The organism is Planosporangium mesophilum, assembly GCF_016863255.1.
In the GTDB taxonomy this organism is placed as follows: Bacteria; Actinomycetota; Actinomycetes; order Mycobacteriales; family Micromonosporaceae; genus Planosporangium; species Planosporangium mesophilum.
This window is the reverse complement of sequence record NZ_BOON01000027.1, coordinates 73,514-90,586: the sequence shown is the minus strand read 5'-3', so window position 1 is coordinate 90,586 and position 17,073 is coordinate 73,514. Positions and strand designations below refer to the sequence as shown.

Below are 17,073 nucleotides of genomic sequence, written 5' to 3'. Positions count from 1 at the left end.
CCGGGCGGGCAGGAACGCGTCGGCTGCAGGACCGTGGGAACGGGCTCAGCGGTCTGCGGGGAAGACGTCACCGAACACGGGCAGTCCGCGAGCGGCGTTCTCGCGCGTGACCTCGTCTTCGACGATGTCGCAGTGCTCGCGGAGCTGGCCGTCCTCCATGCGTACGAAGTCGGCCACGATCCACGTCGCGGCTGCCCGTAGCCGGTGTAACGTCCCCGGACCATAACCATGCCGCACTCCGACATGGCGAGGCCGACTCCGTGGGCCGGCTCGTCCGGCAGCGACCTGACGAGGTTGAACAAGCCTTCACGCCCGGATGGGATGTGTGCGCTGTGCTGGACGGGCGAATGCATGCGCGGCGAATAACGCCCCGGATTGCCGGGTAGGCGTCCGTCCGGCGGCCGGGGCCACAATATCGCCGATCCGCCACCGGTCGGCGAATCCGTGGGAGGGCACCTTGACCGCCGGTATTCGCTTGGGGGACGCGGATGACCACGCGGACGGCCCGGCCTCAGGTCGGGATCACGCCGAACATGTTCGGGATCGCCTACGGAATGGCCGGCCTGGCCGTCTGCTGGGGGTACGCGGCCATGCTGGGGCTGGCGCCCGCGGTCGTGGCCGACGTCCTGTTCATCCTCACCGCCGTGGTCTGGCTGGCCCTCGTGGTCGGCTACCTCTCGCAGGTACCGCGCCGGCGCGGCGGCTGGCGCGCCGAACTGACCGATCCGGTGCTGGGACCGTTCGTGTCGCTGATCCCGATCGTCGGCATGCTCCTGGCGATCGGCCTGCTGCCACATGCCTCCGCCGCCGGCCGGTGGCTGTTCGCGATCTTCGCCGCCGCCACCACCGTTCTGGCGGGATGGATGACCGGCCAGTGGATCGTCGAAGACCTCGACCTGGACACGCTGCACTCCGGCTACGTCCTGCCCGCCGTGGCCGGCGGGCTCATCGCCTCCATCGGCGCGGCGCTGGCCGGCTGGACCGGCCTCGCCCACGCGTTCATGGGCCTCGGCGTCCTGTCGTGGCTGCTCATCGGGTCGGTCATCATGGCCCGGCTAATGTTCCGCGCACCACTGCCACGACCACTGAAGCCAACCCTGGCCATCGAGGTCGCACCACCCGCCCTCGCCGGCCTCGCGTACCTGGCCATCACCCACGGCAGGGTCGACCTCGTCGCCCTGGCGCTCGGCGGCTTCACCGCCCTCGCCGTCATCGTCCAACTCCGGCTCATCCCGGTCTATCGCCGGCTGGCCTTCGGCCCCGCGTTCTGGTCGTTCGCGTTCCCGTACGCCGCCGTCGCCACCTTCGCCCTGCACTGGATCAACTACGGAAGACCCGTCGGGTACAAGATCTGGGCCTGGGTCGTCCTCCTCGCGATCACCGCCTTCATCGCCGCCCTCGCCGCCGAGACCACGGCCGCCCTCGCCCGCCGCAGGTTCCTGCCCCAACTCCGGTAACCGCAAGCACCGCCGTCACGGCATACCCGCCGGTTCGTGGATCGCAAGTCATTCGCGTACCGGCGCCTCGGCGCCCTGCACCACCCCGCTGGTGTTCTCCCTGCACGTGATGAGCAACCTCGATGACCACGACCTGGCGCTGACCGACGAGTTCGCCCGAGACGGCGAGGTCGTGCTGTTCAGCAGCCCCGGCCTCACCTCTACCGGTTGCACCCCGACACCACCGAGGCGGCCGCCCACGATGCCGCGTCCTTCCTCGACGCGGTGCCCGACCATCATCGACTCGCTCGTTGACTTCGTCAGCGGCCGATTGCCCAGCACGGGGAGCCGGACCGGCTGGATCTGGTGCGACGCCTGATCGTCGTAGGCGGCGGGCCGCGCGGTGGGCATCGCATCGGAAACTTGTCCCCGAGACCACAGCCCTGCAACCCCAGGTTCCGCGCACCAGACAGCGGAAACGGCAACGGAGGCGGGGGTATGCACCACCAACCGAAGCGACCAACCGGCCAGTCACCCACACCGGCTTGTATCACCGTTGGCACGGAAGCGACCGCGTCACGGCGCTGGGCAACCGTGCTCTGATCAGGGGATTACGCGGGTTCGCGCTGGCCGCTGTGGGTAGTTGTCGGATGCGGTTGGTCAACCTGGGCTTGCTGATCGTTCATCGTCGGGTCGAGCACGTTGTGGACCGCCCCGTGTGCAGCTCGGCCCGACACGAGATCCAGCGGTGGAAGGTCAATGAGATGACGAGAGCTGAGCAGGGCAAGGGCGCGGTGATCGTCACCGGCGCCAGCCGGGGTATCGGCGCCGCGATCGCCGAGAAGCTGGCCGAGGACGGGTACGGCGTGGTCGTCAACTACGCCGCGGACGCCGACGGCGCCGAGTCGGTGGTCTCCACCATCCGCGCCCGGGGCGGCCGGGCGGTGGCCGTGCGCGCGGACGTGACGGCATCAGACGACGTCGCGGACCTGTTCGACCGGGCGCAGCGCGAGCTGGGGCCGCTGGCCGCGCTGGTCAACAACGCCGGAACGACCGGCGCGCGTGCCCGCATCGACGAGCAGGACACGGACAAGCTCGCCCGCCTGATGCAGATCAACGTCGTGGGGCCCATGGTCTGCGCCAAGCACGCCGTGCAGGCGATGTCCACCGCGCACGGCGGCTCCGGTGGCTCGATCGTCAACATCGCCTCGATCGGCGCCCAGGCGCCCCCCGGCATAGCAGGATTCGTGCCGTACGAGGCCACCAAGGGCGCCGTGGTGACGTTCAGCCGTGGCCTGTCCAACGAGGTCGCCCCCGAAGGGATCCGCGTCAACAGCGTCTCGCCGGGCGTCATCGACACGGAGATGGCAGCGGCGACCCCAGGAGCGAAGGAGGCCGCCACGAGCAGCCCGATCGGTCGCGTGGGCCGGCCCAACGAGATCGCCGACGCCGTGTCGTGGCTGATCTCCCCGGCGGCGTCGTACGTCACCGGCAGCGACATCACCGTCTCCGGCGGCCTCTGACCGGGCGCACACCGACCACGGCAAACGACGCCCGCGTTGCCGTTTCGCGGCCCTGGCCGGGGGCTGCTCGGTCGCCTGGCTCGGTATACCCCGCTGCCCGACGGCGGCCGGCGGTCGCGCCGGTACCCGGCTGGGGCAGGCGCCGATCCCGGACATCGCTGGGTGCATCCAGGCCGCGGTGCCACCACGAGTGAAGGGATGCGGTCATGGCATCAGCCTCCGTCGCCCGGTACAGGCCGATCGGCGTCAGAATCGTCGGCCTGAGCGCTGGCGGCGGCTGGGCAGCAACCGCCCACGTGCCCGCCCTGGCCGGACTGGACGGCTATGAACTGCGGGCACTCTTCGGCAACCCCGAGGACCTGGCGCGTTGTGACGATGTCGACCTCGTGGCCGTGACCGTTAAGGTGCCCCCACCATGGCGAGCTCATCCGTCCGGCTCCGTTGTTCGCGGGACTGGGCGGGCGGCGTTCTATCCGTGTGCCGGTCGCAGCACGCGTTCGCGTGGCTGTACCCCGACCGCTGCCTCGGCCACCGGGGCGACGGCGTCGTAGTCGACCAGGAGGTGGCGGGGACCGCGCAGGGTCGGGTTGGGCCGGTACGGCGGCGGGTCGGCCACCAGCCGGGGGTTCACCAGCCGGCTGGCGAGCACAGCCAGCGCGACCTGCGCCTCGACCCGCGCGAGCGGGGCGCCGAAGCAGTAGTGGATGCCGCTGCCGAAGCCGAGGTGGACGTTGTCCGTGCGGTCGGGGTCGAAGCGGTCCGGGTCGGGGAAGCGGTCGGGGTCGCGGTCACCGGCGGCGAGCACCAGCGCGATCGGCGAGCCCTGAGGGATGGTGGTGCCGGCGATGTCGATGTCGGCCAGCGCGCTGCGGCTGGTCAGGAGATGTACTGGTGGTTCGTAGCGCAGCAGCTCCTCGACCAGCGGGATGATCAGGTCGGGTTCGTGGCGCAGCCGGTCGAGGACGTCGGGGTGGCGCAGCAGGGTGAGCATGCCGCCCGCGATGAGGTTGACGGTGGTCTCGTGGCCGGCGACCAGCAGCAGCGCGGCGGTGCTCAGCAGGTCGCCCAGGGACATCGGTGCGTGCGGGCCGGTGTCGGTGAGTAGCCCGGAGATCAGGTCGTCGCCGGGCCGGCGGGCGTGGGCGTCGGCGAGCCCGTTGAGGTACGCGCCGAGTTCAGCCGTGATCTGGTTTCGTCTGCGCTGGCGCTCGGCGAACGTGCCGGTGGTCGGGTCGGCGGTCTCGACTTGCGCGTCGGCCCAGTGGTGAAAACGCGGCTGGTCCTCGCGGGGGACGCCGAGCAGCCGGCAGATCGCGGTCACCGGCAGCGGGTAGGCGAAGTCGTCGACGAGGTCGACACGGTGCTTGCCGGCGAAGTCGTCGATCAGGCCGTTCGCGAGTTCGGTCAGCCAGGGCCGCATGCCATCGACGCGGCCGGGGGTGCAGGGCGGCCCGAACGGCCGGGTGGCCAGCTCCCGCAGCCGGTCATGGGTGGGCGGGTCGAGGTTGATGAAGGCCAGTGGCAAGTCAGCCGGTCCCCCCTCCGCTCCGGGCGGGGCGCCGGCCAGTTCGGGGTGGTTGCGGGGGTCCGAGCTGACCCGTGGGTCGTGCAGCAGCGCGGCGATCTCACGGTAGGTGCTGACCACGTAGGTGCCGTCGGCCTCACGGGCCACCGGGGTCTGGCGCAGCTCGGCGTAGAGCGGATACGGGTTGGCCCGGTTGGCGGGGTCGAGGATCTGCTCGTAGATGCTGGGCTGTGTCATGACAATGCCTTCTCCTGGATGCCCCCGGCACGCGCGGTCAGTGGTGGTAGATCAGCTCCGCGCGGCGCTCGCTCGGGTCGTGGCCGGTCATCACCACGGTGGCGTGCCGGTCGCGGATCTTCCGGTCGGGTAGCTGGGCCGGTACGGGCTGCCCGTCGACGGGTTGGTCGACGTGGCGGAAGTCGGGCGGGAACGGCGCGGCCGCCTCGATCAGGCCTTGGTAGAACTCCAGCCACTTGCCCTGGTTGAATCCGAGCGCGGCGGTGATGCGCCCCTGGTAGCCGTAGGCGGCCATGAACCGGCGCTCGGCCACCGAACCCTGGACGATGGTGACCTGGTCGGCGTAGGTCGGCACCCCGACCGACTTGATGTTCGTGCCGAACTGCGCCGACCAGAACACCGGACTGGCCAGGTGCGGCCACCGGTCGGCCGGGGCGCTGATCATGTTGTGGGCGGCGATCTGGGCCTGGGTCACGGCGTTGCCCCAGTGTTCGAGGGCAAGGAACTGGTAGTCGTACAGCGGGTGCGGAAAGCGCGCCACGTCCCCGGCGACGAAGACGTCGTCGGAGACCACGCCGTTGACGTCGAACGCCCGGCAGCCGGCGTCGCAGCCCACACCCCAGTCGCCGACGGCCAACCCGGAGCCGTACAGCCATTCGGTGTTGCGGATCGCGCCCAGCGCCACCACGGCAACCTCAGCGTCGACGGTGCTGCCGTCGGACAGGTGGGCGCGACGCAGCCGGCCGGCACCGTCGCCTTCCAGAGCGGCGACGGTGACGCCACACCGCAGGTCGACGCCGTGCTCGCGCTGCAGGTCGGCGGCGACCGCGCCGATCACCCCGCCCAGCGCACCGACCAGCGGCGCCGGGCCCCGCTCGACCACCGTCACCGCCAGACCCCGCTCCCGGCAGGTGGAGGCGACCTCGGAGCCGGTGAACCCGCCGCCGATGACCAGTACCCGGCGGGGCCGCTCGGCCAGCCGCCGGTACAGGCCGGTGGCGTCGTCGCGGCTGCGCAGTCCGAACACCCCGTCGAGGGCGGCCTCGCCCGCGTTGAACCAGGGCCGGGCCCGGGTACCGGTGGCGATGAGTACCCGGTCGTAGCCGACCGTGCCGCCGTCGGCGAGGATTACCCGCTTGCCGGCCAGGTCCAGCCCGGTCGCGGGCACGCCGAGCAGCCACCGCGCGTTGACCTCATCGCGCAGCGGCAGCCCGGTGTGATCCGCGGGTACCCATCCGTCGAGGACCTGTTTTGACAGGGGCGGTCGGTCGTAGGGCCGGTACGGCTCGTCCCCGATGATGGTCAGCGAGCCGGTGAAGCCCTCCCGGCGCAGGGTCGCCGCCGCGGCCAGACCGGCCAGCGACGCGCCCGCGATCACGACCCGCCCGCTCCGGCGCAACGCCTCGACCGCGGCGTCGCGCAACCCCGACGCCGGCGCGGATACCTGGTTCGGCGCGGCCCGCCCGGCTGCCCGCTGCATCGGAACCGACCGGGAGGCCACCGCGGACGCCGCCGTCCGCGCCGCCGCGGTGGCTTCCCGGTCAGTGACGTGATCGACCAGGATGGCCTGCACCGGGCAGGCCGCCGCGGCCCGCAGCACCTGCTCACGCTGCGCGCCGTCGGGCTGCGGGTCGTACAGCAGCGCCTCGTTGCCGCGCATGCGGAACACGTCGGGGGCGAGAAAGGCGCACTGCGCGTACGCCTGGCAGCGCGTGAGGTTCACGACAACCCTCATGATCCGCACCTTCCCGGCTCAGGCGGCACTTATGCATTCCCGGTTGGACGTCGGCGAACCTTCGGGCGATCGGGCGGCCCACGCGGCCGAACAAGTAGCCAAGGCACTGGACATCGACGCACAGCGGCGATCAACAACGCCACGGCCAGCCAGCGTTCACGCTGCGAGCCGCGAGGTGAACTCCCTGCCGGCTACTCGACCTAAACTGGCAGTTGACGACGATTTGTCAGTAACAGCGACTGTGCGCTGATGCTCTGCCGGAGCGCCGTGCTACCGGATTCCCGGCCCTGGCGAACCGGGGAGGACCCCGATGCCCGCGAACAAGTTCACCGAGCGGTTGACCCGCGACAACGCCGCCGTGGTGATCATCGACCACCAGATCGGCCTGTACAGCGGCGTGCGCGACATCCCCACCGGGGAGCTGAAGCACAACGTGGTGGCCCTAACCAAGGCCGCCCAGGTGCTGAGCCTGCCGTTGGTGATCACCACCACCGCGGCGGACAGCATGTGGGGACCGGTCATCCCGGAGTTGGCCGCGGTGCTGCCCGACGACCTCGACATCATCGACCGCTCGACCGTGAACGCCTGGGACGACCACCGCGTCAACGCCGCGATCCGGGCGACCGGCCGGAACAAGCTGATCATCACTGGCATCTCCACCGAGGTGTGCCTCGCGTTCCCCGCCATCAGCGCGACGGCAGAGGGTTTCGACGCGTACGCCGTGATCGACGCCTCTGGCACCTTCTGGCAGACCAAGCGCGAAGCGGGACTGCTGCGCATGCAGCAGGCCGGCGTGGTGCCGATCGACTACTCCAGCGCCATGGTCGAGATCCTCGCCGACAACGCCGACCCCCTCGCCAACGCCGTCTACGCCGCGCTCGACATGCCGTTCGCGGTGCTCGTCGGCCAGATCGCCTCGGCACTCACGAAGAACTGACCCACACCAAGCCAGACCGCAAGGAACGCGACCGCGCGGCAGCCACGAGCCGCGAAGATCACGGCCGCCCAAGCGGTAACGCCCTTCCCACCGCTCCCCGCACCACCGCCGTGGCGCACGCCAACGACCCATACGTCATGAGCCGGCGCAACACCGACACCTCCTGCCGCAACACCAACAGCTCGACGTCCTTCGCGGCCGCATCCCGGGCCAGCAACACCAACCACTGCATCAACTGCGAGAACACCAGGTAGAGCAGTCGCAATACCACTCGCCGAGCCTCCCCAGCAGGCACCGGCCCACGAAACCCCAGTTCAACCGCAACGGACGACTTTCTGGCACCCACCGGCAGCCCAGGGAACGACCGGACCGATCGCTACCAACCGGATCCCCAGGGCTTCATTGCATCGAGCGCCGACAAGATCGAGGAAGCCTGACCGGTGAAGTCATCAACCCGGCCTCGCTCCTGGCTTCCTTCGGAATGCCCGTACGGCGGTTGCGCCGTCGCGGAGCAACCGGCACCTACGACCGATTGCTCCGCGACGGCGCCGTCTTCGCTGTCGCCGCCGGTGGAATCCGACACCGGCGGTCGGACAGCCGGAAAACTCGGCTAGCCCACTCCGCCCGTTCCGCTGCCGGCTCCGTGCCGCGCGAGCGGGTTCAGATGGTGAAGCGCCGGACGAGTTGCTGAAGCTCGCCGCTCATGCGGGCCAGTTCGTCGGCCGTACGGCGGGCGTCGTTGACACCCTCACTGGTCGTATGCGCCGCACTGGCCACGCCGGTGATGTTCGAGGCGATGTCGGTCGCGCCGGTCGCCGCCTCGGCGACGCTGCGGCTCATCTCGTTGGTGGTGACGGTCTGCTCCTCGACCGCCGAGGCGATCGTGGCCTGGAAACCGTTGATCTCCCTGATGACCTCGGCGATGTGGGCGATCGCCTCCACCGCGGCGGTCGAGTCCGCCTGGATCGCCTGGACGCGCCGCGAGATGTCCTCGGTCGCCTTCGCCGTCTCCTCTGCCAGATCCTTGACCTCGGTGGCCACCACCGCGAACCCCTTACCCGCTTCGCCCGCCCGAGCGGCCTCGATCGTGGCGTTGAGCGCCAGCAGGTTCGTCTGCTCGGCGATCGACGTGATCACCTTGACCACGTTGCCGATCTCCACCGACGACTCGCCCAGGCGCGCCACCGTCGCGGTCGCGGTCTCCGCGCCGCTCACGGCGCCCGCGGCCACCCGAGCCGCCTCGGTCGCGTTGTGGGCGATCTCGCGGATCGACGCCCCCATCTCCTCGGCGCTGGTCGCCACCGTACTCACGTTGCCCGAGACCTGCCCGGCCGCGGCCGACACCAGTCCTGCCTGCGTGCTGCTCTCCTCCGCCGACGCCGCGATCCGCGCCGAGACACCCGACATGTCCTCACTCGAGGAGGCCAGCCGCTGGGAGTTGGCCGCGACAGTACCGATCGCCTCGCGCAGGTTGTTCGTCGCCGCGTCCAACGACCGGGCCATCTGGCCGAGCTCGTCACGGTCATCGACATCGGACGACCGGGTCAGGTCACCGGCGGCAAGGCCCTCGGCAACATAGGACACCTTGCGCACCGTACCCACGATGAGCCGGGCCACGTACAACGCCAGGGCGAAGCACAGCCCCAGACCCAACACGAGCACCGTTGCCAGCGTGGTGAGGGCACTGGTGTAGGCTGCCTTCGCCTCTGCGTGCCGCACGCCGGCCAGATTCTTCTCGATGGCGCCCAGTGCGTCCAGATCGTCCGCGATCGCCTTGTTAGCCGCGGCGAACGTCGTGCTCCACACGTCCCTCGCCTTCCCGGCGTCGCCGGCGCGGAGGCTGGGAATGACCTGCTGATCGCGGATCTGGCGGTACGAGACCAGGTCAGCCTTGAACTTCGCGACGGCCTGTTCGCGGCCGGTCGTGACACCCGAGGTGTACTTGGCCAGTGCCTGGTCGACGGCGGCGTCGCCGGCCTGCAGCCCAGCGACCGTGGCGTCGAACTCCTTGCTGCCGGGCGCCGGCGTCCAGATGTTGGTCACGTCCGCGCCGAGCTGCGAATACGATTGGCGAATCTCGCCGACCCGAGCGGTCTGTGCCACGCCCGTGTTGTAGAGGTCGGAGGCCGCCCCGCTCAAATTCGCCATAGACGTGACGATGACGCCGCACGACGGGAGAGCCACGACCGCCAGCGTCACGAAGAGAGAAATGATCTTCGTTCGTACCGTCCGGTCGGCGAACCACCTGGAAACCACGTTGCGCCTGCCGGCGCCATCACCCGTACCCGACATCGTCATCCTCCCCAGTTCGAAGTCGCCTCGCCCACGCGACAGCCACTCGATGCCCTACTGCCTGCGCATTCCACAGGCCGGTCCCGGTCACCCGAGTCATCAGGACCGAGATCGGTCGAGCACGGTCAGTTCGTAGAAAACCGAGGGGCCTGGTGTTGCAGGTCTCTCAACGACGCCGAGAGCCCGCTCGCGCCGGCACTCGGCTGTCGACAGCCGGGCCGAATGCCCAAGATCGGCTAGGTTGTCGGCGCGCGTCTCCTCGTCGACTGCCAGCGCTCGACCTTGGAGCAATTGTCAAGACTTGTGGATGGGAGCCGCACCGACCCAGCGGCGATAGGCGTCTACGTCGACGTTGCTGCCGCACACGATGGTGACTACGTGTCGGCTGGCGAAGCGGTCACGGTCTTCGAGGATCGCCGCGATGCCGAGCGCGGCTGACGGTTCGACGACGAGGCCAGCGTGGTCGAGGAGCATCCGCATACCGGCGATGATCGACGCCTCCTGGACCAGGACGGCGTCGTCAGCGACCAGGAGGAGGTCGTCCAGGACGGCCGGGATGGGATGCCGGCCGGCGACGCCGTCAGCGATGGTGTCGGTCGAGTCGGTGGTGACGACGCGCCGTCGGCGCCACGAGTGTGTCATCGCCGGTGCGCCCAGCGGCTGGATGCAGATCATTTCGACTTCGGGCGCCCAGGCCTTCACCACGTGACCCACCCCGGTGGCCAGCGCCCCGCCGCCGAGAGCAATCAGGACGGCGTCGAACGACGGCACGGTGTCCACCAGTTCCAGGCCGATGGTCGCCGCGCCCTCGCAGGTCTCGATGTCCAGGCTGTCTTCGACCAACCGGTTGCCGTCGTACCGCGCGACGGCAACCGCCCGTTCGCGAGCCATGTCGAAGTCGCCGTCCACCAGCTCAAACCTGGCGTCCAATGCGCGGATGCGGTCAAGCTTGGCCGCAGGCGCAAACCGGGATGCCACGACGGTGACGTCGAGCCCCCGGCCGCGACCGGACCAAGCGAGGGCTTGGCCAAGGTTGCCCGCGCTGGCACACACCACGGCTCGCGAGCCATTGTCGGCGAGCAGGCTCGCGACTACCTCGGTGCCGCGGGCCTTGAAGCTGCGGACCGGGTTCGCCGTTTCGAGCTTGATGCTCACCGTGCACCCGAGGGCGGGCTCCAGCGCCTCGCAGCGGTACAGCGGAGTGTCGAGAAAAACCGGGTCGATTACCCGGCGAGCCGCCCGGATCCGCGCCGTGTCGAGACGCGTCTCCTGCACGAAGCAGCAGCGTAGCACCGCCGGCGGCCCCGCCCGAGAGTCTGGAGGGGATCAGCCGCATCCATGATCTGATCGCTATGCGCAAGCCGCGTCCCGACCGACGCGCCAACGACTGCCTTCAGTCGAGACCTCACCGATCACCGGGAAGGTCCGCCCTTCCCGACCCGATCCACAGATTTCAAGCACTTCTCGTTCTGCCTGCCCGGCGGATGGTGCCGGGCAGGCAGAACGAGGCGCTTTAGAAGGGATACCTGGCGGGCTCACCTCGCATGGTGATCCATCGGGTCTCGGTGAAGGCCTCGATGTTGGCCGGGGCGCCGCCGAACCGTGACCCGGTGCCGGAGGCTCGCACGCCACCGAACGGCGCGTTGGCCTCGTCGTTGACGGTCTGGTCGTTGATGTGCACGATCCCGGTGGGAATCTGCTCGGCGACGGCGAGTCCGCGCATCACGTCACGGGTGACGATGCCCAGAGAGAGTCCGTACTCGCTGGCTGCGGCCAACGCTACCGCCTCCTCCACAGAGGACACCCGGGTGACCGGCGCGACCGGGCCGAACACCTCATCGGCGAACACCGGGGCGGTGAGCGGTACGTCGGCCAGCACCGTGGGCCGGTAGAACAGCTCCTCGTACGAGCCGCCGGCCGTGAGCGTGGCGCCCTGGTCGACGCTGGCCGTGACCATGCGGTGGATCTTGTCGCGCTGCCCGGCGTCGATGATCGGGCCGAGCGCGACCTCCTCGGTGGCCGGGTTGCCGACGGGAAGCTTGCCCGCCTTGTCCGCGAGCCGCTCCACGAACTCGTCGTACACCCGGTCGGAGACGAGGTGGCGGCCGGTGGTCATGCAGATCTGGCCCTGGTGGAAGAACGAGCCCCACGCGGCCAGGTTGACCGCCGCGTCCACGTCCGCGTCGTCGAGTACCAGCAGCGCGGAGTTGCCGCCGAGCTCGAGGTGTGCCCGCTTCAGATGCTTGCCGGCGAGCTCGCCGATTCGGCGGCCGACCGGGGTGGAGCCGGTGAACGAGATGACCCGGATGCTCGGGTCGGTGACCACCGCCTCGCCGACGTCAGCGCCGCCGGGCAGCATCTGCAGCACGCCCGGGGGCAGCCCGGCCTCCTCGAAGATGCGCGCCATGAGCGTGCCACCGGTGACCGCGGTGCGCGGGTCCGGCTTGAGAATCACCGCGTTGCCAAGCGCGAGCGCGGGAGCCACGGACCGGATGCCCAGGATGATCGGCACGTTGAACGGCGAGATCACGCTGACCACGCCGGCCGGCATGCGGCGCGCCATCGACAGCCGGGGCTGCTCGGACGGCAGCACCTCCCCGAGCGCCCGACCGGGCAGCGAGGACGCCTCGTAGCACTCCTCCGCAGCGACGTGCAGGGCGAACCCGGCCATCCCGGGGACCGCGCCCACCTCGCGGATGTTCCAGCCGCTGATCTCCGCGGCGTGCTGCTGCCACAGGTCGCCTGCCTTGCGCAGCACCGCGGCCCGAGCGGTGTGGGGCAGGGCCGCCCACTCCTTCTGGGCCTCGGCCGCGCGGACGCCGGCCTCGGCGACATCCTCCGGTGTCGCCAGACCCATCCGGCCGAGCTCGGCGCCGGTGGCGGGTTCGACGACCGGGTAGTCGCCTCCCCTGCCGGCGGTCCACTCGCCGTTCTTGAAGATATTTCCCTGCCAATCGACGCCGGCGAGCAGTCCCACAGCGTGCTTCCTTCCTCGTGTCCTTGTCAGTGGTTCATCCGCAGAACGGGCTTGAGCACGCTGCCCCGGTGGCTGTCCTCGAGCGCCTTGTCGATGTCTGCGAGGTCGTAGAACCGCACCAGCCGGTCGAACGGGAACCGGCCCTGCCGGTGCAGCTCGACCAGGGTGCCGATCAGTGTCTCGCTGCGGCCGCTGCCGCCCAGGGTGCCGACGATGCGCTTGCCCCACAGCGTGGTCAGGTGGTCGACGCTGAACTCCGCGCCGGCGGGTGCGCCGCCGATCAGCACGCAGGTGCCGAGCATGCCGACGCTGTCGACGGCCTGACGCACGACGGAGATCACGCCGGTGCATTCCAGGGAGAAGTGCGCCGGACCGCCACAGATGCGGTGTACCTCGGCCACCGGGTCGACCTCGGCGGCGTTCACGGTGTCAGTGGCACCGAGCTCTTCGGCCAGCCTCAGGCGCTCGGGGTGCCGGTCCACGGCGATGATCCGGGTGGCAGGAGAGAGCCCGGCCGCCATCACCGCGGCCAGACCCACCGCGCCGACGCCGTACACCACCAGGCTGGTGCCGGGCCCGGGTCGCAGCGTGTTCATGACGGCTCCCGCCCCCGTGGAGATCCCGCAGGCCAGCGGGCCGAGGATCTCCAACGGAGCGTCATCGGGTACGACGACGAGGGCGTCAGCCCAGGTCAGGGCGTACGTGGAGAAGGACGACTGCCCGAAGAAGTGACTGTGCACGGTTGACCCGTCCGGGCGGCGCAGCGCGCTCTCGCCGGTGCGCGGACCGAGCAGACGACCGCCACCGCAGAGCGCCTCGCCGAGGCGGGCACAGTAACGCGGCTCGCCGTCACGGCAGTTGCGGCACTGTCCGCAGTACGGCCACCCGATCACCACGTGGTCGCCCGGTCGTACCGCCGTAACGCCCTCGCCGACGGCGACCACCTCGCCGGCGCCCTCGTGGCCGAGCACGCTGGGGAACGGCATCGGGAGGTCACCGTGCCTGGTGATCGAGTCGGTGTGGCAGATACCGGACGCGACGATCTTCACCAGGGCTTCGCCCGGGCCGGGCTCGTCGAGGTCGAGTTCCTCCACCCGGAATGGGCCGTCGAGCTCGTTGACGACGGCGGCGGTCACCTTCACCGGGATCCTCCCTGGCTGATGGGTTCGGCACCGGCGGGCCGGGGCAGCGGGGGACACACCTGCTCCACCACCCGGGCCGCCTCGAGTACGACCGCGTCGCCGAGCGCCGGGCCGGCCACCTGCAACCCGACCGGCAGCCCCCCGGACAGCGCCACCGGCAGGGACAGCGCGGGCAGCCCGGCGGCGTTGAACGGTGAGGTCAGCCGCGTCAGGACGAACTCGATCGGCCAGTCCCGACCCGCCACGGACAGCGTGTGCGCGCCGATCGGGGGTGCGGTCACCGGTACGGTGGCGCTGGCCAGCACGTCGTACGAGCGCAGCGCCTCCAGCAGGGCGGCGACCAGCCGGCTCAGGGCCGCCTCGTTCCGGTCGACCTGCTCCGCACGGGGCGCCGGCAGCCGCATGAGCTCCGCGATGTCCGCCCCGAACAGAGTCGGGTCCTGTTCGAAAGCGGCACGGTGGAAGGCGCCGGCCTCGCCGACGATCCGGGCGAGCAGCGCCTCCGGCATCAGCGGCTCGTCGGGAATCGTGACGTCGTCGACGTGCAGGCCCTCGTTCTCGAGGAGGGCCCGGGTCGTGGCAAGGGCGGCCCGCACCTCGGGGGCGAGGACCGCGTCGTACCAGCCGCCGAGCCAGCCGATCCGCAGCGGCCTTCCCGGCTCTCGCCGCGCCGCTGGGGATGTAGGGGTGGCGAGCCCATCCATGAGCAGGGCGGCGTCGTCGACCGTTCGCGCCAGTACACCGAGGTGGTCCAGCGACGGCGCCAGCGGCAACACCCCGTCGAGCGGGATCCTGCCCCGGCTGGGTTTGAAGCCGACGCAGCCGCTCAGCGCGGCGGGGATCCGCACACTGCCGGCGGTGTCGGAGCCGAGCGCCCCGAGGGAACTGCCGGCGACGACGGAGGCCGCCGAGCCGCCGGAGGAACCGCCGGGGATGTGGCCGTGCCGGTACGGGTTGTGGGTCGGCCCGAAGAAGGCGCTGTCCGTGCGGCCGCCCCACGCGAGTTCGTGGGTGGTGTGCTTGCCCAGGATCACCACGCCCGCCTCGCGTAGCCGCGAGACGGCAGCGGCGTCGGAATCCGGAATGTGCCCGGTGAAGCGGGGCGAGCCGTAGCTCGTCGCGATGCCGGCGGTGTCGATCAGGTCCTTGATCCCCACCGGGATGCCGTGCAGCCGGCTGCGGGTGCGGCCCTGCGACAGCTCCTCGGTGAGCTGTTCTGCCTGCTTGCGGGCCATGTCGGCGGTGACGGTGGCGTACGCGTGCAGCGACGGCTCGGTGGCCGCGACGCGTTCGAGCAGGAGCTCGGTCAACTCGACCGGTGTCAGCTCACCACTCGCGATCGCCGCCGCGGCCGCCGTCGCGGTGTCAGTGGGAGTCGACATCGGCGGCCCGGGTCCGGACGAAGTACCCGACGGGGAACAGGCTCAGGCCGGTGCGGTCGCGTACCACGCCCCACAGGCCGCGTGGGAGCCAGAGCGCGGCCGCCATGCCGACGGCGCCCAGCAGCACCAGGTACCACGACCCGTAGTCGGAAAGGAGCTGCTGCAGTGCGAAGAAGACCACCGCACCCAGCAGCGGGCCCTCGATGAAGCCGATGCCGCCGATGACGACGATGAAGATCATGTACGCCGACCACTGGACACTGAAGATGGCGTCGGGGTTCACGCTGAGCGAGCTCACGGTGATCACGCCGCCGGCCGCGCCGCAGCCGGCCGCGGAGACCAGGTACACCAGTCGCTTGGCCCGGCGCACGTCGATCCCGACGGAGCTGGCCGCGGTCTCCTCGTCACGGACGGCCATCAGCGACAGGCCGAGCCGACCCCGCAGCAGCAGGTAACCGGCCGCGACCGAGGCAAGGGCGAGCCCGAGCGCGATCCAGTACGTCAACGCACCGCGCAGCGTCTGGTCGATGCCGGACAGGCCGGAGAGGCTCTTGCCGCTGGCGCCGCCGAGGCTGTCGACGCGTACCACGAGCAGCCGGTAGACCTCCGCGATCACCCAGGTGCCCACGGCGAAGTAGTCGCCACGCAGGCGGAAGGCCAGCCACGACGTGGGAACCGCGAAGACCGCGCAGGTCACCGCGGCGAGGAGCACCGCGAGGTAGGGCTGGACGCCCTGATCGGCGAACGCGATCACGCTGTAGGCGCCGATCCCGATGTAGGCCTGCTGACCGACCGAGACCAGGCCGCCGAAGCCGGCGAGCAGGTTCCACATGCTCGCCAGCGCGATCAGCACGAACAGGTTCACCAGCGTGTCGGTCACCTTGGCGAACACCAGGAACGGCAGCGCGCCCAGGGTCACGGCAGCGGCCAGCATCACCAACGCCGACAACTTCGACGACCGCGCGGCTCGGCTCACGTCGACCGCGGCGGCGGCCCGTGAGGTCAGCGTCTCGGAGAGGGTCATGCTTTCCGTCCTGCGATGAGGCCCTGCGGCCGGAAGGCCAGCACAGCGAGGAAGATCAGGTGGCCCGCGAGCAGCGTCAGCGCCGGATCGATCTGGGCACCGACCGACTGGGTGACGCCGAGGACTATGCCGCCCAGCAGGGTGCCCCACAGCGACCCGAGGCCGCCGATGACGACCGCCTCGAACGCGAAGATCAGCCGGGACGGGCCGATCGAGGGATCGAACGACGAACGCATCGCGAACATCAGGCCGGCGATCGCGACGGTCGCGAACGCGATGGCCGTGGCGATGCCGTAGATGTGCCGGCTGTCACCGCCGACCAGGTTGGCGGTCTCGCGGTCGTCGGAGGACGCCCGGAGCATCCGGCCCAGACCCGTGCGGGACAGGAACAGTTGGATCCCGGTCAGCACTCCGACGGCGAGCACGAACGTGGCCAGCGACAGGTACCCGATGGAGATGGAGTCGGTGAGCTTGAACGAGCCGGTCGCGAACGAGCCGCCGTCTAGGGTACGGGTGTCGGCGGAGAAGACCTCCAGCAGTACGTTCTGCAGCACGATCGACAAGCCGAAGGTGACCAGCAGCGTGGCCAGCGGGCCGGACTTGAGACTCTTCTGCAGCAGCACCCGCTGGGTCAGGTAGCCCAGCAGCGCGAACAGCGGGACCGTCACCACCAGCACGAACCACAGGGGTAGGCCGGTGCCGCTGATCAGCGCCAGAGCCAGGAACGAGGCGACCACGGCGAGGTCGCCGTGGGCCAGGTTGACGATCCGCATGACGCCGAACATCAACGACAGACCGGTGGCGAACAGCGCGTAGAGACCGCCAATGAGCAGTCCCTGGACGAGGGCGTTGAGAAAGTCCAT

Annotated in this window: 14 protein-coding genes; 3 read left to right on the top strand and 11 right to left on the bottom strand. The window is 70.3% G+C overall.

The genetic code is table 11. From position 1 onward, the window contains the following. Window positions 1–45: 45 nt before the first annotated feature. Window positions 46–177, bottom strand: a complete 132-nt coding sequence (locus Pme01_RS31480; RefSeq protein WP_275408525.1) for a hypothetical protein — start codon at window positions 175–177, stop codon at window positions 46–48. Window positions 178–488: 311 nt separating this feature from the next. On the opposite strand from Pme01_RS31480, the gene Pme01_RS14050 reads away from it, so the two are divergent. After that, the gene (locus Pme01_RS14050) at window positions 489–1,457 is read left to right on the top strand and encodes an SLAC1 family transporter (RefSeq protein ID WP_168116767.1); all 969 of its coding nucleotides are present in this window, start codon (window positions 489–491) and stop codon (window positions 1,455–1,457) included. Between the two features lie 48 nt (window positions 1,458–1,505). Here the strand turns inward: Pme01_RS14050 and Pme01_RS14045 are convergent, their stop codons facing one another. After that, window positions 1,506–1,847: a hypothetical protein gene (locus Pme01_RS14045; protein ID WP_168116768.1), complete on the bottom strand. Its 342-nt coding sequence runs from the start codon at window positions 1,845–1,847 to the stop codon at window positions 1,506–1,508. A gap of 353 nt (window positions 1,848–2,200) precedes the next feature. Here Pme01_RS14045 and Pme01_RS14040 point away from each other — a divergent pair, with 353 nt between their 5' ends. Then, window positions 2,201–2,959 (top strand): SDR family NAD(P)-dependent oxidoreductase, encoded by a 759-nt coding sequence (locus Pme01_RS14040; protein WP_168116769.1) that lies wholly within the window; start codon window positions 2,201–2,203, stop codon window positions 2,957–2,959. A 469-nt stretch (window positions 2,960–3,428) separates the two neighbouring features. Here the strand turns inward: Pme01_RS14040 and Pme01_RS14035 are convergent, their stop codons facing one another. Further along, window positions 3,429–4,721, bottom strand: coding sequence for a cytochrome P450 (locus Pme01_RS14035; RefSeq protein WP_168116770.1), 1,293 nt, complete (start codon window positions 4,719–4,721; stop codon window positions 3,429–3,431). A 37-nt stretch (window positions 4,722–4,758) separates the two neighbouring features. Beyond that, entirely contained in the window at window positions 4,759–6,456 is a 1,698-nt protein-coding gene (locus Pme01_RS14030) for an FAD-dependent oxidoreductase (RefSeq protein ID WP_168116771.1), read from the bottom strand. A gap of 310 nt (window positions 6,457–6,766) precedes the next feature. On the opposite strand from Pme01_RS14030, the gene Pme01_RS14025 reads away from it, so the two are divergent. Beyond that, on the top strand, window positions 6,767–7,393 hold the full coding sequence (locus Pme01_RS14025; protein WP_168116772.1) for an isochorismatase family protein: 627 nt from the start codon (window positions 6,767–6,769) through the stop codon (window positions 7,391–7,393). 660 nt (window positions 7,394–8,053) lie between these two features. Here Pme01_RS14025 and Pme01_RS14020 read toward each other — a convergent pair. From Pme01_RS14020 to Pme01_RS13990, 7 genes are all read right to left on the bottom strand, one after another. After that, the gene (locus Pme01_RS14020) at window positions 8,054–9,685 is read right to left on the bottom strand and encodes a methyl-accepting chemotaxis protein (RefSeq protein ID WP_239088223.1); all 1,632 of its coding nucleotides are present in this window, start codon (window positions 9,683–9,685) and stop codon (window positions 8,054–8,056) included. 294 nt (window positions 9,686–9,979) lie between these two features. Further along, window positions 9,980–10,960 (bottom strand): threonine ammonia-lyase, encoded by a 981-nt coding sequence (locus Pme01_RS14015; protein ID WP_168116774.1) that lies wholly within the window; start codon window positions 10,958–10,960, stop codon window positions 9,980–9,982. Between the two features lie 238 nt (window positions 10,961–11,198). Next, window positions 11,199–12,662: a benzaldehyde dehydrogenase gene (locus tag Pme01_RS14010; protein WP_168116775.1), complete on the bottom strand. Its 1,464-nt coding sequence runs from the start codon at window positions 12,660–12,662 to the stop codon at window positions 11,199–11,201. A 26-nt stretch (window positions 12,663–12,688) separates the two neighbouring features. Beyond that, window positions 12,689–13,804, bottom strand: coding sequence for an NAD(P)-dependent alcohol dehydrogenase (locus Pme01_RS14005; RefSeq protein ID WP_168116776.1), 1,116 nt, complete (start codon window positions 13,802–13,804; stop codon window positions 12,689–12,691). Next, the gene (locus tag Pme01_RS14000) at window positions 13,801–15,186 is read right to left on the bottom strand and encodes an amidase (protein ID WP_168116777.1); all 1,386 of its coding nucleotides are present in this window, start codon (window positions 15,184–15,186) and stop codon (window positions 13,801–13,803) included. The genes Pme01_RS14005 and Pme01_RS14000 overlap by 4 nt, the downstream gene beginning before the upstream one ends. Beyond that, window positions 15,170–16,210, bottom strand: a complete 1,041-nt coding sequence (locus Pme01_RS13995; protein WP_168116778.1) for a branched-chain amino acid ABC transporter permease — start codon at window positions 16,208–16,210, stop codon at window positions 15,170–15,172. Before Pme01_RS13995 ends, Pme01_RS14000 begins: the two co-directional genes overlap by 17 nt. Continuing rightward, entirely contained in the window at window positions 16,207–17,073 is an 867-nt protein-coding gene (locus Pme01_RS13990) for a branched-chain amino acid ABC transporter permease (RefSeq protein ID WP_168116779.1), read from the bottom strand. The genes Pme01_RS13995 and Pme01_RS13990 overlap by 4 nt, the downstream gene beginning before the upstream one ends.

Bases quoted from the DNA above. Each gene is read 5' to 3' on its own strand.
- Pme01_RS14050 (WP_168116767.1), top strand. From the start codon at position 489: ATGACCACGCGGACGGCCCGGCCTCAGGTCGGGATCACGCCGAACATG.
- Pme01_RS14045 (WP_168116768.1), bottom strand. From the start codon at position 1,847: ATGCCCACCGCGCGGCCCGCCGCCTACGACGATCAGGCGTCGCACCAG.
- Pme01_RS14040 (WP_168116769.1), top strand. From the start codon at position 2,201: ATGACGAGAGCTGAGCAGGGCAAGGGCGCGGTGATCGTCACCGGCGCC.
- Pme01_RS14035 (WP_168116770.1), bottom strand. From the start codon at position 4,721: ATGACACAGCCCAGCATCTACGAGCAGATCCTCGACCCCGCCAACCGG.
- Pme01_RS14030 (WP_168116771.1), bottom strand. From the start codon at position 6,456: ATGAGGGTTGTCGTGAACCTCACGCGCTGCCAGGCGTACGCGCAGTGC.
- Pme01_RS14025 (WP_168116772.1), top strand. From the start codon at position 6,767: ATGCCCGCGAACAAGTTCACCGAGCGGTTGACCCGCGACAACGCCGCC.
- Pme01_RS14020 (WP_239088223.1), bottom strand. From the start codon at position 9,685: ATGTCGGGTACGGGTGATGGCGCCGGCAGGCGCAACGTGGTTTCCAGG.
- Pme01_RS14000 (WP_168116777.1), bottom strand. From the start codon at position 15,186: ATGTCGACTCCCACTGACACCGCGACGGCGGCCGCGGCGGCGATCGCG.
- Pme01_RS13995 (WP_168116778.1), bottom strand. From the start codon at position 16,210: ATGACCCTCTCCGAGACGCTGACCTCACGGGCCGCCGCCGCGGTCGAC.
- Pme01_RS13990 (WP_168116779.1), bottom strand. From the start codon at position 17,073: ATGGACTTTCTCAACGCCCTCGTCCAGGGACTGCTCATTGGCGGTCTC.